At 34.1% G+C, this 20,868-nt stretch carries 19 protein-coding genes and 1 riboswitch; of the genes, 16 read left to right on the top strand and 3 right to left on the bottom strand.

What is annotated here, in order from left to right; translation table 11 throughout:
• Window positions 1–12 precede the first annotated feature (12 nt).
• From epsC to PW52_RS09840, 11 genes are all read left to right on the top strand, one after another.
• Window positions 13–750: a serine O-acetyltransferase EpsC gene (gene epsC / locus PW52_RS09890; protein WP_044632787.1), complete on the top strand. Its 738-nt coding sequence runs from the start codon at window positions 13–15 to the stop codon at window positions 748–750.
• The gene (cysM, locus tag PW52_RS09885) at window positions 740–1,627 is read left to right on the top strand and encodes a cysteine synthase CysM (RefSeq protein WP_044632786.1); all 888 of its coding nucleotides are present in this window, start codon (window positions 740–742) and stop codon (window positions 1,625–1,627) included. Before epsC ends, cysM begins: the two co-directional genes overlap by 11 nt.
• 3 nt (window positions 1,628–1,630) lie before the next feature.
• Window positions 1,631–2,545: a metallophosphoesterase gene (locus PW52_RS09880; protein ID WP_044632785.1), complete on the top strand. Its 915-nt coding sequence runs from the start codon at window positions 1,631–1,633 to the stop codon at window positions 2,543–2,545.
• A 55-nt stretch (window positions 2,546–2,600) separates the two neighbouring features.
• Window positions 2,601–2,713, top strand: a riboswitch (SAM riboswitch).
• A 141-nt stretch (window positions 2,714–2,854) separates the two neighbouring features.
• Window positions 2,855–3,868: a homocysteine S-methyltransferase family protein gene (locus PW52_RS09875; protein WP_044632784.1), complete on the top strand. Its 1,014-nt coding sequence runs from the start codon at window positions 2,855–2,857 to the stop codon at window positions 3,866–3,868.
• Between the two features lie 11 nt (window positions 3,869–3,879).
• Window positions 3,880–4,161 (top strand): antibiotic biosynthesis monooxygenase family protein, encoded by a 282-nt coding sequence (locus PW52_RS09870; protein ID WP_044632783.1) that lies wholly within the window; start codon window positions 3,880–3,882, stop codon window positions 4,159–4,161.
• Window positions 4,161–6,833, top strand: a complete 2,673-nt coding sequence (gene metH / locus PW52_RS09865) for a methionine synthase (protein ID WP_082050889.1) — start codon at window positions 4,161–4,163, stop codon at window positions 6,831–6,833. The genes PW52_RS09870 and metH overlap by 1 nt, the downstream gene beginning before the upstream one ends.
• Before the next feature lie 9 nt (window positions 6,834–6,842).
• A complete protein-coding gene (locus PW52_RS09860) occupies window positions 6,843–7,079 on the top strand; it encodes a hypothetical protein (RefSeq protein ID WP_044632782.1) in 237 nt (78 codons plus the stop codon).
• A gap of 527 nt (window positions 7,080–7,606) precedes the next feature.
• Window positions 7,607–8,560 carry a methylenetetrahydrofolate reductase [NAD(P)H] gene (gene metF, locus PW52_RS09855; protein WP_044632781.1) on the top strand — a complete coding sequence of 318 codons (954 nt, stop codon included), beginning with the start codon at window positions 7,607–7,609 and terminating at the stop codon, window positions 8,558–8,560.
• A 30-nt stretch (window positions 8,561–8,590) separates the two neighbouring features.
• Entirely contained in the window at window positions 8,591–9,691 is a 1,101-nt protein-coding gene (locus PW52_RS09850) for an acyloxyacyl hydrolase (RefSeq protein WP_044632780.1), read from the top strand.
• A gap of 24 nt (window positions 9,692–9,715) precedes the next feature.
• Window positions 9,716–10,435 (top strand): 3-ketoacyl-ACP reductase, encoded by a 720-nt coding sequence (locus PW52_RS09845; protein WP_044632779.1) that lies wholly within the window; start codon window positions 9,716–9,718, stop codon window positions 10,433–10,435.
• A 42-nt stretch (window positions 10,436–10,477) separates the two neighbouring features.
• Complete coding sequence (locus tag PW52_RS09840) at window positions 10,478–11,224, top strand: head GIN domain-containing protein (RefSeq protein ID WP_044632778.1); 747 nt, start codon at window positions 10,478–10,480, stop codon at window positions 11,222–11,224.
• Here PW52_RS09840 and PW52_RS09835 read toward each other — a convergent pair.
• From PW52_RS09835 to gldA, 3 genes are all read right to left on the bottom strand, one after another.
• Window positions 11,210–12,397 (bottom strand): acetate/propionate family kinase, encoded by a 1,188-nt coding sequence (locus PW52_RS09835; protein WP_044632777.1) that lies wholly within the window; start codon window positions 12,395–12,397, stop codon window positions 11,210–11,212. The genes PW52_RS09840 and PW52_RS09835 overlap by 15 nt on opposite strands.
• Before the next feature lie 6 nt (window positions 12,398–12,403).
• Window positions 12,404–14,494: a phosphate acetyltransferase gene (gene pta / locus PW52_RS09830; protein ID WP_044632776.1), complete on the bottom strand. Its 2,091-nt coding sequence runs from the start codon at window positions 14,492–14,494 to the stop codon at window positions 12,404–12,406.
• Between the two features lie 141 nt (window positions 14,495–14,635).
• Entirely contained in the window at window positions 14,636–15,529 is an 894-nt protein-coding gene (gene gldA / locus PW52_RS09825) for a gliding motility-associated ABC transporter ATP-binding subunit GldA (protein ID WP_044632775.1), read from the bottom strand.
• Between the two features lie 323 nt (window positions 15,530–15,852).
• Here gldA and PW52_RS09820 point away from each other — a divergent pair, with 323 nt between their 5' ends.
• The 5 genes from PW52_RS09820 (at window position 15,853) to rsgA (ending at window position 20,868) form a co-directional block, all read left to right on the top strand.
• Window positions 15,853–16,680, top strand: coding sequence for a prephenate dehydratase (locus PW52_RS09820; protein WP_044632774.1), 828 nt, complete (start codon window positions 15,853–15,855; stop codon window positions 16,678–16,680).
• Window positions 16,677–17,822, top strand: coding sequence for a pyridoxal phosphate-dependent aminotransferase (locus tag PW52_RS09815; RefSeq protein WP_044632773.1), 1,146 nt, complete (start codon window positions 16,677–16,679; stop codon window positions 17,820–17,822). Before PW52_RS09820 ends, PW52_RS09815 begins: the two co-directional genes overlap by 4 nt.
• The gene (locus PW52_RS09810; protein ID WP_044632772.1) at window positions 17,823–18,674 is read left to right on the top strand and encodes a prephenate dehydrogenase; all 852 of its coding nucleotides are present in this window, start codon (window positions 17,823–17,825) and stop codon (window positions 18,672–18,674) included.
• A gap of 87 nt (window positions 18,675–18,761) precedes the next feature.
• Complete coding sequence (locus PW52_RS09805; RefSeq protein WP_044632771.1) at window positions 18,762–19,844, top strand: bifunctional 3-deoxy-7-phosphoheptulonate synthase/chorismate mutase type II; 1,083 nt, start codon at window positions 18,762–18,764, stop codon at window positions 19,842–19,844.
• A gap of 73 nt (window positions 19,845–19,917) precedes the next feature.
• On the top strand, window positions 19,918–20,868 hold the full coding sequence (gene rsgA, locus PW52_RS09800; RefSeq protein WP_044632770.1) for a ribosome small subunit-dependent GTPase A: 951 nt from the start codon (window positions 19,918–19,920) through the stop codon (window positions 20,866–20,868).

Below are 20,868 nucleotides of genomic sequence, written 5' to 3'. Positions count from 1 at the left end.
AATTAAACACAAATGAAAAGTTACAACGTTTGTTTAAAGGACACCGTTAAAAAATTTACTAAAAAACTATTTTATTCTTTATTCGATTGCGAACAAGAAGAAGCGAATAGTGCGTATTTAGAAAAAACGTTTATTAGCATTCTTTCAAAGTTAGATATTCAAAATGCTGAAGATATCTGGAAAACCTTCAAAAGTGAATTGCCAAATATTAGAAAACAGTTAGATGACGATGCTATTGCTTTCGAAACAAATGATCCAGCATCACATTGTTTAGAAGAAATTTATCTGGCTTATCCCGGTTTTCACGCCATTTCAATTCATAGATTGAGTCATGCGCTTCATAAATTAGGTGTTTATATTTTACCTCGAATGATGAGTGAATATATTCACGGCATTACAGGTATCGATATTCATCCAGGAGCAACCATAGGCGATTCGTTTTATATTGATCACGGTACCGGAATTGTAATTGGCGAAACCTCAATTATTGGTAAAAATGTAAAAATTTATCAAGGTGTTACACTTGGCGGCATTCAAGTTTCAAAAGATTTAGCGTCAACTAAACGCCATCCAACCATTCAGGATAATGTTTGCATTTATGCCAATGCCACAGTTTTAGGCGGCGATATTGTTATAGGTGAAAACAGTATTATTGGTGCTAACGTTTGGATTACGCATTCCGTTCCTAAAAATTCATTGGTAACCTATCAAACCGAAATTAAAATAAGACCCAAAAAAAATGGCATTTAAAACAATATTAGACCAAATAGGAAATACACCTTTGGTAGAAGCAACGCATTTAGTTAAAAAAGAAGGCGTGCGCTTACTATTAAAATTAGAAGGGAATAACCCCGGCGGAAGCGTTAAAGATCGTGCAGCATACAATATGATTTCTGAAGCTTTAAAGCGTGGCGACATAAAAAAAGGCGATACCTTGGTAGAATCTACAAGTGGTAACACCGGTATTGCTTTGGCATTTATAGCACAATTATTAGGTTTAAATATGGTTATAATTATGCCTGAAAACTCGACTGTAGAGCGCGTAAAAACCATGCGAGCTTATGGCGCCGAAGTTATTTTAACTTCTGTAGATGTTGGTATTGAAGGTTCAAGAGATTTGGCCTATAAATTAAGAGACGAAAAAGGATACACGTTGCTAAACCAGTTTGCAAATAACGATAACTGGAAAGCACATTATAAAACCACAGGACCAGAAATTTGGAAAGCCACAGAAGGTAAAATAACTCATTTTGTATCTGCTATGGGAACCACTGGAACTATAATGGGCGTTTCCAGATATTTAAAAGAACAAAACAAAAATGTAACTATTGTTGGTGCACAACCAGCCGATGGTGCTAAAATACCAGGTATTCGTAAATGGCCAGAAGCCTATTTGCCAGAATTTTTCGAGCGCGAACGTGTTGATCAAGTTGTTGAGGTTTCAGAAGAAAATGCTAAGGCAACAACACAACGTTTGGCTAAAGAAGAAGGTGTTTTTGCAGGAATGAGCAGCGGTGGTTCGGTGTATTCGGCATTGCAAATTGCTGAAAGTATAGATGAAGGACTCATTGTTGCTATTATTTGCGATCGTGGAGACAGGTATTTATCGTCTACCTTATTCGAATAAAAAATGAAACAATTTTTACTGCTATTTGGTTTAGTAATTAGTTTTTTTGCTTGTAAAAAAGAGGTCAAGCAAGCGAAGCAACAATCTGCTTCAAGTTTTAAAATTGGTATTGTAGCCGACTGCCAATATTGTTTTTGTGAACCTAACACCGATTTTGGTAGATATTACAAAAAATCAACTCAAAAATTAGCAAAAGCTGTTTCAGAACTAAATACTTATAATTTAGACTATACTGTTCATTTAGGTGATTTTATAGATAAAAATTTTGCTAGTTTCGATTCGGTTTTACCCATTTGGAATAATTTAAAATCGGAACATCATCACGTTTTAGGAAACCACGATTTTAGTGTGGCCGATTCTTTAAAAGGAAATGTTGCTAATAAAATGGGGCTTCAAAATCGCTATTATAGCATTATTAATAATAACTGGCGATTTATTGTTTTAGATGGTAATGATTTAAGCTTTTTCGGAGCATTAACTGAAGCTAAAAAGGCTGAAACCGATTCGATGTACAATCAGCTTAAATCCGAAGGTTATAAAAACATTCAAAAATGGAATGGCGGATTAAGTTTTGAGCAGTTAAAATGGGTGAAATCGGAGTTAGAACAATCCGTTAAAAATAACGAAAATGTTGGCTTTTATTGTCATTTTCCAGTAGCAGAAAATGATACCATGCATAGTTTATGGAACTACAATCAGTTCTTTAAAACTATAGATAATTACAATAATGTAAAGTTTTATTTTAACGGTCATAATCATGCTGGTGGTTACTTTAAACGCAAAGGCGTACATTACGTTACTTATAAAGGCATGGTCGATTTCGCAGATAGTACAGCATATTCAGTAGCTACCGTTTTTAAAGACTCCATTTTAATTAAAGGTTTTGGTCGAGAAAACAGCAGAAATTTAAAGTTTTAGCATAAAAATTATAGTTAATTGTGTTACTTTTGCGCACTAGTTCATTAATATAAAAATGTTATCAAGAAAGGTAGAGGGACTAGACCCAATGAAACCTTGGCAACCTCCCGATTTTTCGGGGAAGGTGCTAAATTCTACTAATTGTAAAAGTAATTAGGCAGATAACGAAGCGTTTTTCTACTTGCTTTTCTTGAAACATCATATAAATAAAAAATTAAGTTGTGTTAAACTGAAAGGATTTCAGTTTCTCATTAAATAATTCATTTCATGCTGCTTGTGTATACTTCAGAATGAAAAAATATTGAAGAAATGTCAGATATAAGAAAGGCTTTAAAAGAACGCATTTTGGTGTTAGATGGTGCCATGGGAACCATGCTACAAGCCTATAAGTTTACAGAAGAAGATTTTCGTGGCGAGCGTTTTAAAGATTACCCAACGCCGTTGCAAGGAAATAACGATTTGTTGTCTATTACACAGCCCGAAGCTATAAAAACCATTCACGCAAAGTATTTCGAGGCTGGTGCCGATATTATTGAAACCAATACCTTTTCGGGAACAACTATTGCTATGGCCGATTACCAAATGGAAGATTTGGTTTACGAACTTAACTACGAATCTGCTAAAATAGCAAAAGAAGTTGCTGTAGAATTTACAAAAAAAGAACCACATAAACCACGTTTTGTAGCAGGCTCAATCGGGCCAACAAACCGTACAGCAAGTATGTCGCCAGATGTAAACGATCCGGGTTACAGAGCCGTAACGTTTAATGAATTACGAATAGCATACAAACAACAAGTTGAAGCTTTAATGGATGGTGGCGCAGATATTTTATTAGTTGAAACCGTTTTCGATACATTAAATGCAAAAGCAGCGTTATTTGCAATAGAAGAAGTAAAGGACGAAAGAAATTTAGATATTCCTGTTATGCTTAGCGGTACTATTACCGATGCTTCAGGACGAACTTTATCGGGGCAAACCGCCGAAGCGTTTTTAATTTCGGTTTCACATATTCCGTTATTATCTGTTGGATTTAATTGTGCTTTAGGAGCCAATTTGTTACAGCCACATTTAGAGGCCATTGCCAATAAAACTGAATTTGCAATTTCTGCACATCCAAATGCAGGTTTACCTAATGCTTTTGGTGAGTACGATGAATCTCCAGAAGAAATGGGCGAGCAAATTGAAGCTTACTTAAAAAAGAATTTAATAAATATTATTGGTGGTTGTTGTGGTACAAGTCCAGAACATATTCGCGTTATAGCAAATATTGCTGCGAAATATAAACCACGTCGTCATACTGAACTTGTTTCAGCATCACATTAAGCTTTAAATGAATGATACTAGAAGTTGCCATATTAAATATAAAGGAAGGATTATCTGAAGCTTTTGAAAATAATTTCAAGAAAGCAGAAAATATCATTTCTTCTATGAAAGGTTATATTTCACATGAATTAAAAAAGTGTTTAGAAACAAAAGATCAATACATATTGTTGGTTAATTGGGAAACTGTTGAAGACCATGAAATTGGGTTCAGAAAGTCTGAAGAATACCAAAAATGGAAAACATTGTTACACCACTTTTATGAACCATTTCCAACAGTAGAGCATTATAAATAATGAAAGTAAAGCAAACAAAATACATGAAGTTATCTGGTTTAGAGCCTTTGGTTTTAAACGAAAACAGCAACTTTATAAATGTAGGTGAGCGAACTAACGTAGCAGGTTCACGTAAATTTTTACGCTTAATTAAAGAAGAAAAATTTGATGAAGCCTTAGATATTGCACGTCATCAAGTAGATGGTGGTGCGCAAATTATCGATATTAATATGGACGACGGACTTATAGACGGTAAAGAGTCTATGGTTCGTTTTTTAAATCTTATTGCCGCAGAACCAGATATTTGTCGTGTGCCAATAATGATTGATAGTTCTAAGTGGGAAATTATCGAAGCTGGTCTTCAAGTGGTACAAGGTAAATGTGTGGTAAATTCCATTTCGTTAAAAGAAGGCGAAGAAAAATTTATTTGGGAAGCCAAACAAATAAAACGCTATGGTGCCGCAGTAATTGTAATGGCTTTTGACGAAGTTGGGCAAGCCGATAATTATGAAAGACGCATTGAAATAGCCGAACGATCTTACGATGTTTTGGTAAACAAAGTAGGTTTTCCATCAGAAGATATCATTTTCGATTTAAATATTTTTCCAGTTGCAACAGGAATGGAAGAGCATCGAAAAAATGCTATCGATTTTATTGAAGCAACCCGATGGGTGCGTCAAAATCTTGAAAATGTTAGTGTAAGTGGAGGTGTAAGTAACGTGTCGTTCTCGTTTAGAGGTAATAACGGTGTTCGCGAAGCTATGCATTCCGTATTTTTATATTATGCTATTCAAGCTGGTATGAATATGGGAATTGTAAACCCAACAATGTTGGAAGTTTACGACGATATTCCTAAAGATTTATTAGAGCACGTTGAAGATGTTATTTTAGACAGAAGAGACGATGCTACTGAGCGTTTACTAGAATTTGCCGAAACTGTAAAAGGCTCAAAAGCTGAAAAAACAGTCGATTTATCTTGGCGTGAAAACCCGTTACAAGATAGAATCACGCACGCTTTAGTAAAAGGGTTAGATGCTTTTATTATTGAAGATATTGAACAAGCGCGACAAGAAGCTGAAAAACCAATTGATGTTATTGAAGGCCATTTAATGATTGGTATGAACGTGGTTGGCGATTTGTTTGGCGAAGGAAAAATGTTCTTGCCACAGGTAGTAAAATCGGCACGTGTAATGAAAAAAGCAGTGGCTTACTTAAATCCGTTTATTGAAGCCGAAAAAACTGAAGACTCAGAGCCTGTTGGTAAAATTTTAATGGCAACGGTAAAAGGCGATGTTCACGATATTGGTAAAAATATTGTAAGCGTGGTGCTGGCCTGTAATAACTACGAAATTGTAGATTTAGGGGTTATGGTGCCACCCGAAAAAATTATTGAAACAGCTATAAAAGAGCGTGTTGATGCTATTGGTTTATCGGGTTTAATTACACCTTCGTTAGATGAAATGGTGTATTTAGCTAAAGAAATGCAACGCGAAAATTTTGAAATTCCGTTGTTAATTGGTGGTGCAACAACATCGAAAGCGCATACGGCTGTAAAAATAGATACGCAGTATAAAAACGCGGTGGTTCATGTAAATGATGCTTCTAGAGCGGTAACAGTAGTGGGCGACTTGTTAAATAAACAAACAGCACACGAATACGTGTCTAAACTTAAAAAAGATTATGACGAATTTAGAACCAAGTTTTTAAAACGAGGTAAAGAGAAATCGTATATCACTATAAACGAAGCTAGAGCGCGTAAATATAACATCGATTGGGAAACTTCCGAAATTGTAAAGCCTAAAGCTATGGGTGTCCAAATGTTTAAGCAATTAAGCTTAAAAGAATTGTTGCCGTTTATAGATTGGAGTCCGTTTTTTAGAAGTTGGGATTTGCACGGTAAATATCCAAATATTTTAAAAGATGATGTTGTTGGCGAGCAAGCAACAGTACTTTTTAATGAAGCGCAAGAAATGGTCCAAGACATTATAGCTAAACAACTATTAAAACCTAAAGCGGTTTTTGGTTTGTTTGAAGCTAATACCATAAACGATGATGATATTTCTGTTAAAAAGAAGGGTGAAGAAATTGCCGTTTTTAGGACATTAAGACAGCAATTAAAAAAACGTGACGGTATTCCAAACCATGCTTTAGCCGATTTTATTGCACCAGAAAGTACAGGAAAAACCGATTATATTGGCGCATTCTGTGTCGCTATTTTCGGTGCTCAAGAATTGGCCGAAAGTTATAAGGCTAAAGATGATGATTATAGCGCCATTATGGCTCAAGCTATTGCCGATCGTTTTGCCGAAGCTTTTGCCGAATATTTGCATAAGCAAGTAAGAACCAAACATTGGGGTTATGCCGAAAATGAAGATTTAACCAACGACGATTTAATTAAAGAAAGCTATAAAGGCATTCGTCCGGCGCCAGGTTATCCGGCGTGTCCAGATCATTTAGAAAAAGAAACGATTTGGGAATTGCTGGAGGTTGAAAAAATTATTGGCGTAACGCTAACAGAAAGTTTAGCCATGTGGCCAGCTGCTGCGGTTTCGGGGTATTATTTTGCTAACCCAGAAGCAAAGTATTTTGGTTTAGGTAAAATAACCGACGACCAAGTTAAAGATTATGCAGAACGAAAAGGTATAGCGTTAGAGAAAGCTAGAAAATGGTTACACCCCAATTTAGCAGATTAGAAAATAAAGATGAAATTTATAGAGTTAACTTTAGGAAGCCATATGGTATGCCATGGTTTTGATGAAAACAATAAAGAAAGATTAGAACGTGTTGATTTAGATGGTTTTTCAAAAAAGTTGGTTGCTGTTTCTAGAATAAAATCCGTGAGTGAAAAATATGTTTTAATCGATTATTTAGATGGTCGATGGGTGTATTGGGAATATGAAGATGGTTACGAAACAGTAAAAAATCTATTGAATAGTTAACTTAACAATTTGTTGCTTTTTCGGTAACAAATTGAAGCTATATAAATAAGAATTTTGCAGCAAAAAAACGATGAAAATGAATAGACTTAAATTTTCTACAGAGGTTAAATTTTTTATTCAGCTTTTAATGTTAACTGTTGCTGCGTTAACGGTTTCTTATTTTGTGTAACAACACGTTGGATGTGTCATCCTGAACTCGTTTCAGGATCTTTTTAAAGTTAAGGAGATATATTGTTATTCAGTCCCAATGTTTGTTGGGATTGTAACAAGATTTCGTTATTAGATCTGTTGATTTTTATAACCTGACAGGTCCGAAAAAAGCTTTAAACCAAGGTTAGCCAAAAGTCATATTTTTTTGAAATTGCACTTTTGGCAAGCCCACGTTAGCGATTGTAGTGGCATCCTTTTTTGAGGAACGAGAAAAAGATATAACGGAAAGCGCGACCCGATAGGGTAACGCCAAAAAAATAAAAAATAATTAATTATTGAAGAGATTTCCGCCTTTTCGGAAATTATAAAAGCGAGTTATGAAGGTAACAGAACATATTAAAAAGGCCAACGGAAAAACCTTGTTTTCGTTTGAGATTGTAACACCGGTAAAGGGAAAAAATATTCAGGATTTGTATAACAATATCGATCCGCTAATGGAGTTTAATCCGCCATTTATTGATGTAACCACCTCGCGTGAAGAGTATGTTTATGTTGAAAAAAACGGACTTTTAGATAGGAAAACAGTGCGAAAACGCCCAGGTACTTTAGGTATTTCGGTGAGTTTAAAGCATAAGTATAATATTGATCCGGTTCCGCATATTTTGTGCGGTGGTTTTACCAAAGAAGAAACCGAGTATATGTTGGTAGATTGCCATTATCTGGAAATTGATAATGTAGTGGCGCTTCGTGGTGATGCTATGAAACACCAAAAGTATTTCGAGCCAACTAAAGGTGGCCATACCTATGCTTGCGAATTGGTGCAACAAATTACCGACCTTAATAATGGTAAGTTTTTGCATGAAGAAAATTTAACCCAGTTTAAAACCGATTTTTGCATTGGGGTTGCCGGTTACCCGGAAAAACACATGGAGGCACCATCGTTGCAAACCGATTTAAAGCGTTTAAAAGCTAAGGTTGATGCTGGAGCTGATTATGTGGTAACTCAAATGTTTTTTGATAACCAAAAGTATTTCGATTTTGTTGAAATGGCTAAATCGGCAGGTATTAATATTCCTATAATTCCGGGTATAAAACCGCTTGCTGTTAATAGGCATTTACAATTATTGCCTCATGTGTTTAGTATAGATTTACCAGAAGAATTAATTAATGCTGTTGATGCTTGTAAGGATAATAAAGCGGTTAGACAAGTTGGTATTGAGTGGGCAATTAAACAATCGAAAGAGTTAAAAGCTGCTGGAGTACCTGTTTTACACTATTATTCTATGGGAAAAAGCGATAATGTGCAAGCTATTGCCGAAGCTTTATTTTAAATAATTACTTTTACGGTACAAAACCTATTAATGAAGTTTTTATTATCTGCTCTGTTATGTTTTAGTTTTATTACTGTTTTTTCACAGAGTAAAACACATTCGTCTTATGTTGATGTAAGTTATTTTAAGGGTAATATTGCTTTGCATAACAACGATATTTTACATTTAATAAAAGGGCATCCGGAAGGTTATATTATTGGTTGGAGTAAAAAAACTTACGGTTTTAAAGATTGGGAACAACGCTATAATTATCCCGATTATGGAGTTACTTATGCTTACCAAAACATGAAAAACCCCGATGTTTTAGGTGCTTTGGCTTCGTTGTATGCACATTATAATTTTTACTTTTTTAATAGAAATCTTATGTTTCGTATTGGTCAAGGTTTAGCTTACGCAGATAAAACTTACGACAAGGAAACTAATTTTAGAAATGTAGCCTACGGAAGTCATTTAATGAGTAGTACGTTTGCAATGCTTAATTTTAAAAAGGAACGCATTTTTAATAGGTTTGGGTTTTTGGCAGGAGTGAGCTTAATACATTATTCTAACGCCAATGTAAAAGCGCCAAATGCAAGTACAAATACCATTGCGTTTAATGCTGGAGTTTCTTATAATTTAGATAAGGTTGAGCCAGAATACCAAAATACTTTAGATGAAACAGATAGAAAATTTACAGAACCCGTAAAATTTAACGTTGCATTTAGGTTTGGCGTAAACGAAAGCGACGTGGTTGGGATGGGGCAATTTCCGTTTTATATATTTTCTGGATATGCAGATAAACGAATAAACAGAAAAAGTGCCATTCAATTAGGAACCGATGTGTTTTTCTCGAAGTTTCTGGAAGAATTAATTTATTACCAAAGCGTATCGGTGCCAGAAGAAGATGTGTCGGGAGATGAAGACTATAAACGTGTTGGTGTTTTTGCAGGCCATGAGTTGTTTATAAACAAAATGTCTTTATTAACACAGTTAGGGTATTATGTGTATTATCCTTTTGATTTTGAAGGGCGCATGTACATGCGAATAGGTTTAAAACGCTATTTTGGTAATAAAATTTTTGGAGCTATAACGTTAAAATCGCACGGCGCCAAAGCTGAAGCGGTTGAGTTTGGTGTAGGAATTAGGTTGTAACAATCAATTAAAAAAATATAAATCATGTCACATTTAAAAGGAAAAAAGGCCATTATAACAGGTGGCGGAAGAGGTTTAGGAAAAGCAACTGCTTTGGCTTTTGCAAAAGAAGGAATTGATGTAGCTATTACAGGAAGAAATGAAACTGTTTTAAAAGAAACAGTGGCAGAAATAGAAGGTTTAGGTGTGAAGGCAATATATTCGGTTTTTGATGTAGGGAACTACCAAGAAGTAAAACAGGGTATAGCAAGTATTATAAACGATTTGGGTTCTGTAGATATTTTAGTTAACAATGCAGGAATTGCGGCTTTTGGATCGGTTTTAGATATGGAAGTTACAGCTTGGACTAACATTATACAAACCAACCTTATGGGCATGTATTATGTAACTAAAGAAGTGTTGCCGCATTTAGTAAATAAAAATGATGGTGAAATTATAAATGTATCGTCTACAGCTGGTTTAAATGGTAATGCTACAACATCGGCCTATTCGGCATCAAAATTTGCCGTTATTGGTTTCTCGGAATCTTTAATGAAAGAGGTTAGAAAAAATAATATACGTGTTTGTACTTTAACACCAAGCACAATTGCTTCAGATATGTCTATAGATTTAGGAATTGCAACTAAAGATTCTGAAGACAGCGTTTTACAACCAGACGATTTTGCAGAATTAATTGTAGCTGGTTTAAAATTACCAAAACGTGCTATGTTAAAAAGTGCCTCGTTATGGTCTACTAATCCGTAAAAACCAAATAATAAAGTCTTCTGTAATGTATAGAAAGAAGTAATGAGAAAATTAAGTTACATAATTTGTGTGTTGTTAATTTTTGCCTGTAATAGCGAAAATGCCAACAATTGTTTTCAGAAGTCTGGAGATGTGGTAGAGCATGAATTTGTTGTAGAAGATTTTACCAAAATTTGGGTAAATCGAGATGTTGAATTAATTCTAACAGAAGGAGCAACGCAAAGCGTACAAGTTGAAACTGGCAAAAATTTATTAAATGATGTTACTGCTGTTGTTGTAGATGGAGAATTAGTTTTAACCGATAACAATAGTTGTAATTATGTTCGCGATTACGGTGTAACTAAATTTTATGTTACGGCACCCAATATTACAGAAATTAGAAGTTCTACACAATATGAAATACGTTCTAATGGCGTGTTAACCTATCCGAGTTTATCTATTTATTCTGAAGATTTTAACGAGCCAGATACATTTTTAAGTGGCGAGTTTTATTTAGAGGTAGATAATAATAGTTTAAGGTTGGTGTTTAATGGCCTTTCTAATTGTTTTGTTTCGGGTAAAACTAATAGTATGAATTTAACGTTTGCAGCGGGAACTTCCCGTTTTGAAGGTCGCGATTTAGCGGCGCAAAATGTAGTTATTTGGAATCGTAGCTCGAACGATATGGTGTTAAACCCGATACAATCCTTAAGAGGGAAAATATCGGGTACGGGTGATGTTATTTTAGTAAATACGCCGCCAATTGTTGAGGTTGAACAACAATATACCGGCCGTTTAATTTATGAATAAACTCACTGATTGTTTAGCTATTTCTAATTCTTCATTGGTTGGAACTACTAATATTTTAACTTTTGAAGTGTCAGAGTTAATTGTTCTAATGGTTTTAGATCGTAAGTTATTTTTATTTTCATCCAAAGTAATGCCTAAAAAATCTAGATCTTCACAAACCAAATTTCTAATTAAAGACGAATTTTCACCAATACCAGCTGTAAATACTATGGCATCCAAGCCATTTAAAATGGTAGCATAACTTCCAATGTATTTTTTTATTCGGTAAGCATTCATTTGTAAGGCTAATTGACAGTTCTTATCACCTTCGGAAGCCTTCAATTCAATATCTCTTAAATCACTATAGCCTGTTAAACCTAACATACCACTTTCTTTGTTTAAAAGAGCATTAATTTGTTTCATGCTATAGCCTAAAGCATCTTTTAGGTGGAAAATTACCGAAGGGTCAATAGCACCTGAACGAGTTCCCATAATTAAACCATCTAAGGGAGAGAAACCCATGGAATGGTCGATGCTTTTTCCATTTTTTATGGCTGTCATGCTACAACCATTTCCTAAATGAATGGTTATAATTTTAGACTCCTTGGTGCCTAAAAACTTATTAGCTTGCTCCGAAACATATTTATGACTTGTACCATGGAACCCGTAAACACGAATATGGTGTTCGGTTAAAAATTCGTTTGGTATGGCAAATTTATATGCTTTTTCAGGAATGGATTGTAAAAATGCAGTATCGAATACAGCCACTTGTTTTGCTGTAGGAAAAATAGTTTCAGCAACCATAATACCTTCTAAATTAGCAGGGTTGTGCAAAGGAGCTAAAGATGAAAGCGATTTTATTTTTTCCTTTACATCTTGGTCAATTTCAACAGTATCGTTAAAGTGCATACCGCCATGAACAACTCTATGGCCAACAATTTTAATGTCTTCTGCGGTTTTTAAAACACCTTCTTTTTTATCTAATAAATGTTTAGCAACTAGTTTTAAAGCGGCTTTGTGTGTTAATATTTTTGTTTCGGTTTCAACGTTTTTATGTTCAGATTTAAATTTAAACTTAGCATCTGTAAAGCCAATACGTTCAACAACACCAGCACAAATAATAGTTTCTTCTGGCATGGCAAAAAGTTGAAATTTTAAAGATGAGCTTCCGGAGTTTAGTACAAGTACTTGCATATGGTTTTATTGGTCTTGGGCTTGAATAGCAGTTATTATTACGGTGCTGTAAATATCATCTACGGTACAGCCACGGCTTAAATCGTTTACGGGTTTGTTAAGGCCTTGTAGCATAGGGCCAATGGCTAGAGCGCCAGTTTCTCTTTGCACGGCTTTATAGGTGTTGTTTCCTGTATTTAGGTCTGGAAAAATTAAAACGCTAGCTTGTCCTGCAACTTCAGAGTCTGGTAGTTTGCTTTTTCCAATACGCATATCTACAGCGGCATCATATTGTATTGGGCCTTCAATTTTTAAATCAGGAGCTAAGCCTTTAGCAATTTCAGTTGCTTTTCTTACTTTATCTACTTCTTCACCTTTACCAGACGAACCTGAAGAATATGAAAGCATTGCTACTTTAGGCTCTACACCAAAATTCTTTGCGGTTTCGGCAGAAGCAATTGCGATTTCAGCAAGCTGTTCGGCATTAGGATTTGGGTTTATGGCACAATCTCCAAATATTGATACACGATCTTCAAGACACATAAAAAATATAGAAGATACAATGTTAGCACCAGGTTTTGTTTTTATAAATTGTAAAGCAGGCCTTAATGTATGTTGTGTAGTGTGTACAGCTCCAGAAACCATACCATCTGCATGACCTTTATGAATCATCATTGTGCCATAGTAGGATACATCAGACATGGCATCTTTAGCCATATCAATATTAACACCTTTGTGTTTTCTTAATTCGTAAAAGGTGTTTACGTAATCATCAAAATTTGGTGATTCTGTTGGGAAAACAACATTAACTTTACTTAAATCTAGAGGTATGTCGTAGCGTATTAAACGTTCTTGTATTTTATCTATTTCTCCAATTAAAGTTATGTCTACTACTTGGGCACCAACTAATTTTGCTGTTGCTCGTAACACACGCTCATCATACCCTTCTGGTAAAACAATATGTTTTTTGTTTTTAAGAGCCGATTGTAATAAATTATATTGAAACATTCTTGGTGTGAATATTTCAGAGTTAAATGTAACTAAACTATCTGCTAATTTTTTAGTGTTAACATGTTTCTCAAAAGATGCAATGGCGATGTTAATTTTGTCTGTGTTTTCAGCATAAATTCTAGATTTTACTTTTCCTATGGCATTAGTAGCATTAAAAGTGCCTTTGTTTACACTTAAAATTGGTACAACACTAGAAAGTCCTTCAATAAGTTTTAAAATAGATTCTTCAGGAATTAAACCACCAGTTAAAACAATTCCAGAAATTGTTGGGTAATTTTTTGATATATGTGCTTGTAGAGATCCTAAAATAATATCAGCACGATCTCCAGATGTAATTACTAAAGAGCCTTCTTTTAATTTTGTGATATAGTTACGTAGTTGCATTGCACCAACCCCAGAGTTTTGCACTTGGTTATTAAGCATATCTTTACCAAATAATACTTTGGCATCAAGGGCTTTTGCTATTTCCTTTATTGTAGGGTTTTCTAGGCTGTGTATTTTTGGAATAACCGATATACTTGTTTTAGCATGTATGCGGTCTTTTAATTTATTTTTTAGTGTATTTGTGTCTTCGACAGTAACTTTGTTTGCCATTATAGATAATACATCTACTTCAGCTTTAAAGGTGTCATAGGCTAACTGTACATTATCTAAAAGGTCTTTTTCGTTTTTACGATCTCCGTTAATTACAATAATTACAGGCAATCCTAGGTTTTTGGAGATTAACATGTTAATATCAAGCTCTAAGCTTGAGTTTTCATGAGAGAAATCGGTACCTTCAACTAAAACTAAATCGAAATTATCCTCAAGACGTTTGTATTTTTTTATGATCTCATCGATTACATAACCAGATTTTCCTTGGTTGTAGAGGTCCAATACTTCACTGCGTTTAAAAGCGTAAGTTTTTTTGTAATTTAAATCTATTTCAAAATGAGAAACAACCGTTTTAATATGATTGTCCATTTCACCTTCTTCAACATCTTCAACAATTGGCCTGAAATAACCTACTCGGGCCGTTTTTCCAAGTAGCATTCGCATTAATCCAAGTACAACTACAGATTTACCGCTATTGGGCTCCATGGTTGCTACATAAATACCTTTACTCATGATAATTTTTTTGAGACACAAAGATAATTATTTAGAATCTGTTTAAATAATTATCTTGTGATTTTCAGTTAATAATAGTACAAAATTAGGATTGTTTTAATTAGTGAAAGATGATTTTTGTCATTCTAATCTTTTTTGCCTTTAAGCTGTTAACTCTCTAAATAAAGATTCTAAATTTGCGTTTTTTTGATTTAGTTGAAGTATTTTAAGTTCGTTGTCATGTGCAAAATCAAATACATGTGACCTCATGTCTTCTGAGGTTTTAAATGTAATTTCATAAACAAAACCATGTGTATTTGTTACGTCAATAGCTTTAGGAAGTTGTTTTAAAATGGCATCTTCAACACGGTAATCAAACTCTACAATTACAACTTGTTCTTTTTCGTTGCGTAAATCTTTTAGTTTTTTATCGGCAACAATTTCACCTTTGTTTATAATAATAACGCGGTCGCAAATGGCTTCAACCTCTTGCATAATATGAGTAGATAAAAAAACCGTTTTAGTTTGCCCAATGGTTTTTATAAGTTGTCTAATATCCACCAATTGGTTTGGGTCTAGGCCTGTAGTGGGTTCATCTAAAATTAAAACATCCGGATCATGCAATAAGGCATTAGCTAAACCAACACGCTGGCGATAACCTTTGGAGAGTTGTCCTATTTTTTTATGAGATTCGGGCGTTAATCCGGTGAGTTGAATAACCTCTTGTGTGCGTTGTTTGCTAACTTTGTAAATAGAAGCGTTAAAAGCTAAATATTCTTTTACATACGTATCTAAATACAGCGGGTTGTGCTCGGGTAAATAGCCTACACTTTGCTGTACCTGCTTTTTGTTCTGGTTAACATCGTGATTGTTAACTTTTGCTTCACCTTGATTTGCATTAATAAAAGTAGTTAAAATCTTCATCATTGTCGATTTTCCAGCACCATTAGGTCCTAAAAAACCAACAATTTCTGGTTTGTTTACTTTAAATGTTACATTGTTTAAAGCTTTTTGGCTTCCGTAAAGTTTAGTTATCCCTTTAACTTCAATAGACATATTTAAAAATATTTATTCAAAAATAAATTATTATACAACGTAATATGAGTTTTGCTGTAAAATCTTAAAAAATTTTAATATATACGTAAAAAATCTATTCAAGTGCTTTGTGTTTTTAAATAAATAATTACTTTAGCAGCATAATTAAGACGATGACAATACATTATACATATTTTATCAATTTCTTTTATTTCTTTTTTAGCGGAAGAAACGAGGCGTTGTATGTATAATTTATAAAATAAATTTTAATATGAGTCTCGATGAAAATCGGGACTTTTTTTTGTTCAAGAATTACTTGAAAATTTAAAAATAACTAAATAAAGTTGATTAATACAGTAGCTATACAAGGTGTAAAAGGATCGTTTCATCATATTGTTTCAGAACAATTTTTTGAAAACCAAGTGTCTCTTATTGAGTGTTTAACATTCGATAGAGTGGTTGATGCCTTAATTACTAAAGAATGTGATGCCGCAATTATGGCGTTAGAGAATTCTATAGCGGGTTCTATAATTCCTAATTATGCGCTAATCGATAATTATGGATTACATGTAGTTGGTGAGCATTATTTAGATATTCAGCATAATTTAATGGCACTAAAAGGGCAAAATATTGAAGATATAAAAGAGGTTTATTCGCATCCTATGGCATTATTGCAGTGTAAAGCTTTTTTTAAAGAACACCCACATATTAAATTAGTTGAAGACAAAGATACAGCCGAGGTTGCACAACGCATACAGGAAAAACAACTTAAAGGTGTTGGTGCCATTGCAAGCGTTTTGGCTGCCGAAATTTTCGAGTTAGATATTTTAGCACATAGCATACAAACTATAAAGCATAACGAAACACGTTTTGCAATTGTAAAACGTACAAATTCTGAAGTGCCTCAAAATGAAATTAACAAGGCATCTTTAAAATTTACCGCAAATCATAAACGTGGTAGTTTGGCAACAATTTTAAATGTGATGAGCGATTGTAAATTGAATTTAACAAAAATACAGTCGTTACCTATTGCCGAAACGCCTTGGAAATATGCTTTTTTCGTTGATGTTACTTTTGAAAGATATTCAGATTTCGATAAAGCGAAATCGATAATAAACATAATGGCCGAAGACTTTAAAGTTTTAGGCGAATATAAAAATGCAAAGCTATGATTGAAGTAGCAAACCGATTACATACCGTTGAAGAATACTACTTCTCGAAAAAATTGAGAGAGGTTAATTTAATGATCGCTAATGGTAAACCCGTAATTAATTTAGGTATAGGAAGCCCAGATTTACAACCACCACAAAAGGTTGTTGATGCTATTGTAGATAGCTTAAAAAATCCAGCGGCACACAAATACCAAAGTTACCAAGGTTTACCAGAGCTAAGACAAGCCATGGCGAATTTTTATAAATCAAACTTTAAGGTAAGTCTTAGTCCAAATACCGAAATTTTACCACTTATTGGTAGTAAAGAAGGTATTATGCATATTTCAATGGCATTTTTAAATGAAGGCGACGAAGTGTTAATACCAAATCCAGGTTATCCTACTTACCAATCGGTAACGAAATTAGTAGGCGCAAAAGGTGTTTTATACAATTTAGATGCGGGGAATAATTGGATGCCAGATTTTGAAGCTTTAGAGCAACAAGATTTAACTAAGGTAAAATTAATGTGGGTTAATTATCCGCATATGCCAACAGGAGCAAAACCTTCAAAATACGTGTTCGAAACGTTAGTAGCTTTTGCTAAAAAGCATAATATTTTAATTGTTAACGACAATCCGTATGCGTTTATTTTAAACCAAGAACCAACAAGTATTTTAAGTGTTGAAGGGGCCAAAGAGGTGTGTTTAGAGTTAAATTCCTTAAGTAAAACATTTAATATGGCTGGCTGGCGTGTTGGTATGGTTGTTGGCGATGGCACACTTATTAGCCACGTGCTAAAGGTAAAGAGTAATATGGATTCTGGAATGTTTTACGGTATTCAAAAAGGTGCTATAGAAGCTTTAAATTGTTCTAATATGTGGTTTGCAACCTTAAACAGTGTATACCAAAAACGTCGCGAATTAGTTTGGCAATTAGCCGAAGCTTTAAATTGTACTTTTAGTAAAGAGGCGTCAGGTATGTTTGTGTGGGCAAAATTACCGGCATATATGAAGTCTGAAGAATATATAGACATGATTTTAAAAGAGCATTATATTTTTATAACGCCAGGTACTATTTTTGGTAGCCAAGGCGAGGGGTATATTCGTTTTTCACTTTGTGCCACAACAGAAGATTTACAAGAAGCCATAACACGAGTTAGTTAAATGAAAAACATATTTGTAATAGGTATTGGTTTAATAGGAGGAAGTCTTGTAAAGGATATTAAAAAACAAGACCCGAGCGTTACGGTTTACGGAATCGATAAAAAGGATGCGGTTTTAAACGAAGCATTATCATTAAGTTTAATTGATGAAAAAGCCACTTTAGATGATCTTGAAAATGCCGATTTAGTAATTGTCTCGATTCCTGTTGATGCTACAGAAAAATTATTACCAGTAGTTTTAAATAAAGTGTCTGATGATGCTTTGGTAGTCGATGTAGGATCTACAAAGTTAGATATTTGTAAAGCGGTTGAAAACCATGAAAAACGACGTAATTATTTAGCAATGCACCCGATTGCAGGTACAGAGTTTTCTGGTCCGAGTGCAGCAATTAACGATTTGTTTGTTGGTAAAACAAATATTATTTGCGAAGTAGAAAAAACAGCTTTCAAACTTCAGGAAAAGGCTTTAGAACTGTTTAGAAATATAGGCATGCGAATGTGTTACATGAATCCGGAAGCACACGACAAACACATTGCTTATGTGTCGCATTTATCGCACATAAGTTCGTTTATGCTGGGTAAAACGGTAATAGAAAAAGAAAAAAACGAACGCGATATTTTCGATATGGCTGGTAGTGGTTTTGCTTCAACCGTGCGTTTGGCAAAAAGTTCGCCCGCTATGTGGACGCCAATTTTTAAGCAAAACAAAGCTAATGTAATTGAAACGCTAGAAGAATATATTGCCAACTTAACGCAGTTTAAAGAGTTAATGAAACAAGATGATTTTGAAGCGATTTTCAACGAAATGGAAAATACAAATCATATAAAAGATATTTTAAAAGGAATAAATTAAATAAAACAGAAACTAAAAAAATTAAATACCAAGACTAATTATAAAACAAACCCCTTTGGAATTTTATTTTTCGAAATTTTAAACACTATGGAAAACACAAAAGAAATGAGAACATGGTTAGATGATTTAAAACTAGATCATCCATTAGTAATAGCAGGACCATGTAGTGCAGAAACCGAAGAACAAGTACTAAAAATTGCTCACGAGTTAAAAAATACAGATGTAAGCTATTTTAGAGCAGGTATTTGGAAACCAAGAACGCGTCCAGGAAACTTTGAAGGTGTTGGCGCATTAGGTTTAAAATGGTTACAAAAAGTAAAGGCAGAAACCGGAATGAAGGTTTGTACAGAGGTTGCCAACGCAGCTCACGTAAAATTAGCTTTAGAGCATGATATCGATTTATTATGGATTGGTGCGCGTTCAACAGTATCTCCTTTTATTATGCAAGAAATTGCAGATGCTTTAAACGGTACAGATAAGCCAGTTTTAATTAAAAACCCAGTGAACCCAGATTTATCTTTATGGTTAGGTGGTATCGAGCGTATTTACAAATCTGGTGTAAAAAATATTGGAGCTATCCACAGAGGATTCTCAACATACCAAAAAACAAAATACCGTAACATTCCAGAATGGCAGTTAGCAATCGAATTTCAAAATAAATTCCCAGATATTCCATTAATTAACGATCCGTCGCATATTACAGGAAAGCGTGATATGATTTTTGATGTATCGCAAACTGCTTTAGATTTAAATTTTGATGGATTAATGATTGAAACGCATTACGATCCGGAAAATGCATGGAGTGATGCAGCACAACAAGTAACACCAGAAACTTTAGTGCAAATCATGAAAGATTTAAAAATTCGTAAAGAAAGCGATCAGGAAGCAGAGTATAACAATGCTTTAAATAACTTAAGAGCTCAAATAGATGTAATTGATAACCAAATTATCGAGCAAATTGGTAAGCGTATGGTTGCTGCCGATTCTATTGGTGCCTTAAAGAAAAAGAAAAACGTCGCTGTTTTACAATCTAAACGTTGGAACGAAATTTTAGGTAAAATGGTACTTGAAGGTGAGCAACATGGTTTAAGTGAAGAGTTTATTTTAAAAATGTTTAAAGCTATTCACCAAGAATCAATTAATCATCAAGAAAAGATAATTAACGGATAAATTTAAAAAGCCTCGCATTGCGAGGCTTTTTTTATGCATTAAAAGTTGTTAATTTGCATTATAAAATTAGTGAATGACAGGTAAAGTTTATAAATCTACAGGAAGTTGGTATACCGTTAAAACCGAGCTCGGTAAAGCTTACGAATGCCGAATAAAAGGTAAATTTCGTATTCAAGGTATAAAAAGTACTAACCCTATTGCTGTTGGCGATATTGTAGATTTCGATTTAGAAACTCATAATAACGAAGATACAGGTGTAATACATAAAATACACGATCGTAAAAATGTTATTGTACGTAAATCGGTAAACCTATCTAAACAAACACATGTTATAGCATCAAATTTAGATATGGTTTTTTTAATGATAACCATAAACAATCCGCCAACATTAACGAGTTTTATCGATAGGTTTTTGGTTACAGCCGAAGCTTATTCTATTAAAACCATTCTTCTTTTTAATAAAATTGATGCTTACGATAAAGAAACCCTCGATGAGGTACGTTATTTAGCGCATATTTATCGTGAAATTGGTTACGAGTGTATTGGTGTTTCTGCAAAAACAGGAAAAAATGTAGACAAAGTTAAAGCCTTAATGGAAGGGAAAGTGAGTATGTTTTCTGGTCATTCTGGTGTTGGTAAATCTACTTTGGTAAATGCTATCGAACCTGCTTTAAATCTTAAAACAAAAGAAATATCGAGCCAACATATGCAAGGGCAACATACAACAACATTTGCCGAAATGTACGATTTAAGCTTTAATGCTAGTATTGTTGATACGCCTGGTATAAAAGGTTTCGGCGTTGTAGATATGGATAAAGAAGAAGTGGGTGACTATTTTCCAGAAATATTTAAACTAAAACAAGATTGTAAGTTTAATAACTGTTTACACGTAAAAGAGCCAAAATGTGCTGTAAAAGCGGCTTTAGATAACGATGAGATTGCCTTTTCACGTTACCGAAGCTATTTGCAAATTATTGAAGGAGAAGAAGAACACTACCGAACAGATAATTGGGATAACGATTAA

Origin of the sequence: Neotamlana sedimentorum, assembly GCF_000943565.1 — a bacterium.
GTDB lineage: Bacteria > Bacteroidota > Bacteroidia > Flavobacteriales > Flavobacteriaceae > Neotamlana > Neotamlana sedimentorum.
Note: the sequence above shows the minus strand (reverse complement) of the source record. Positions and strands in the feature narration are given on the sequence as shown.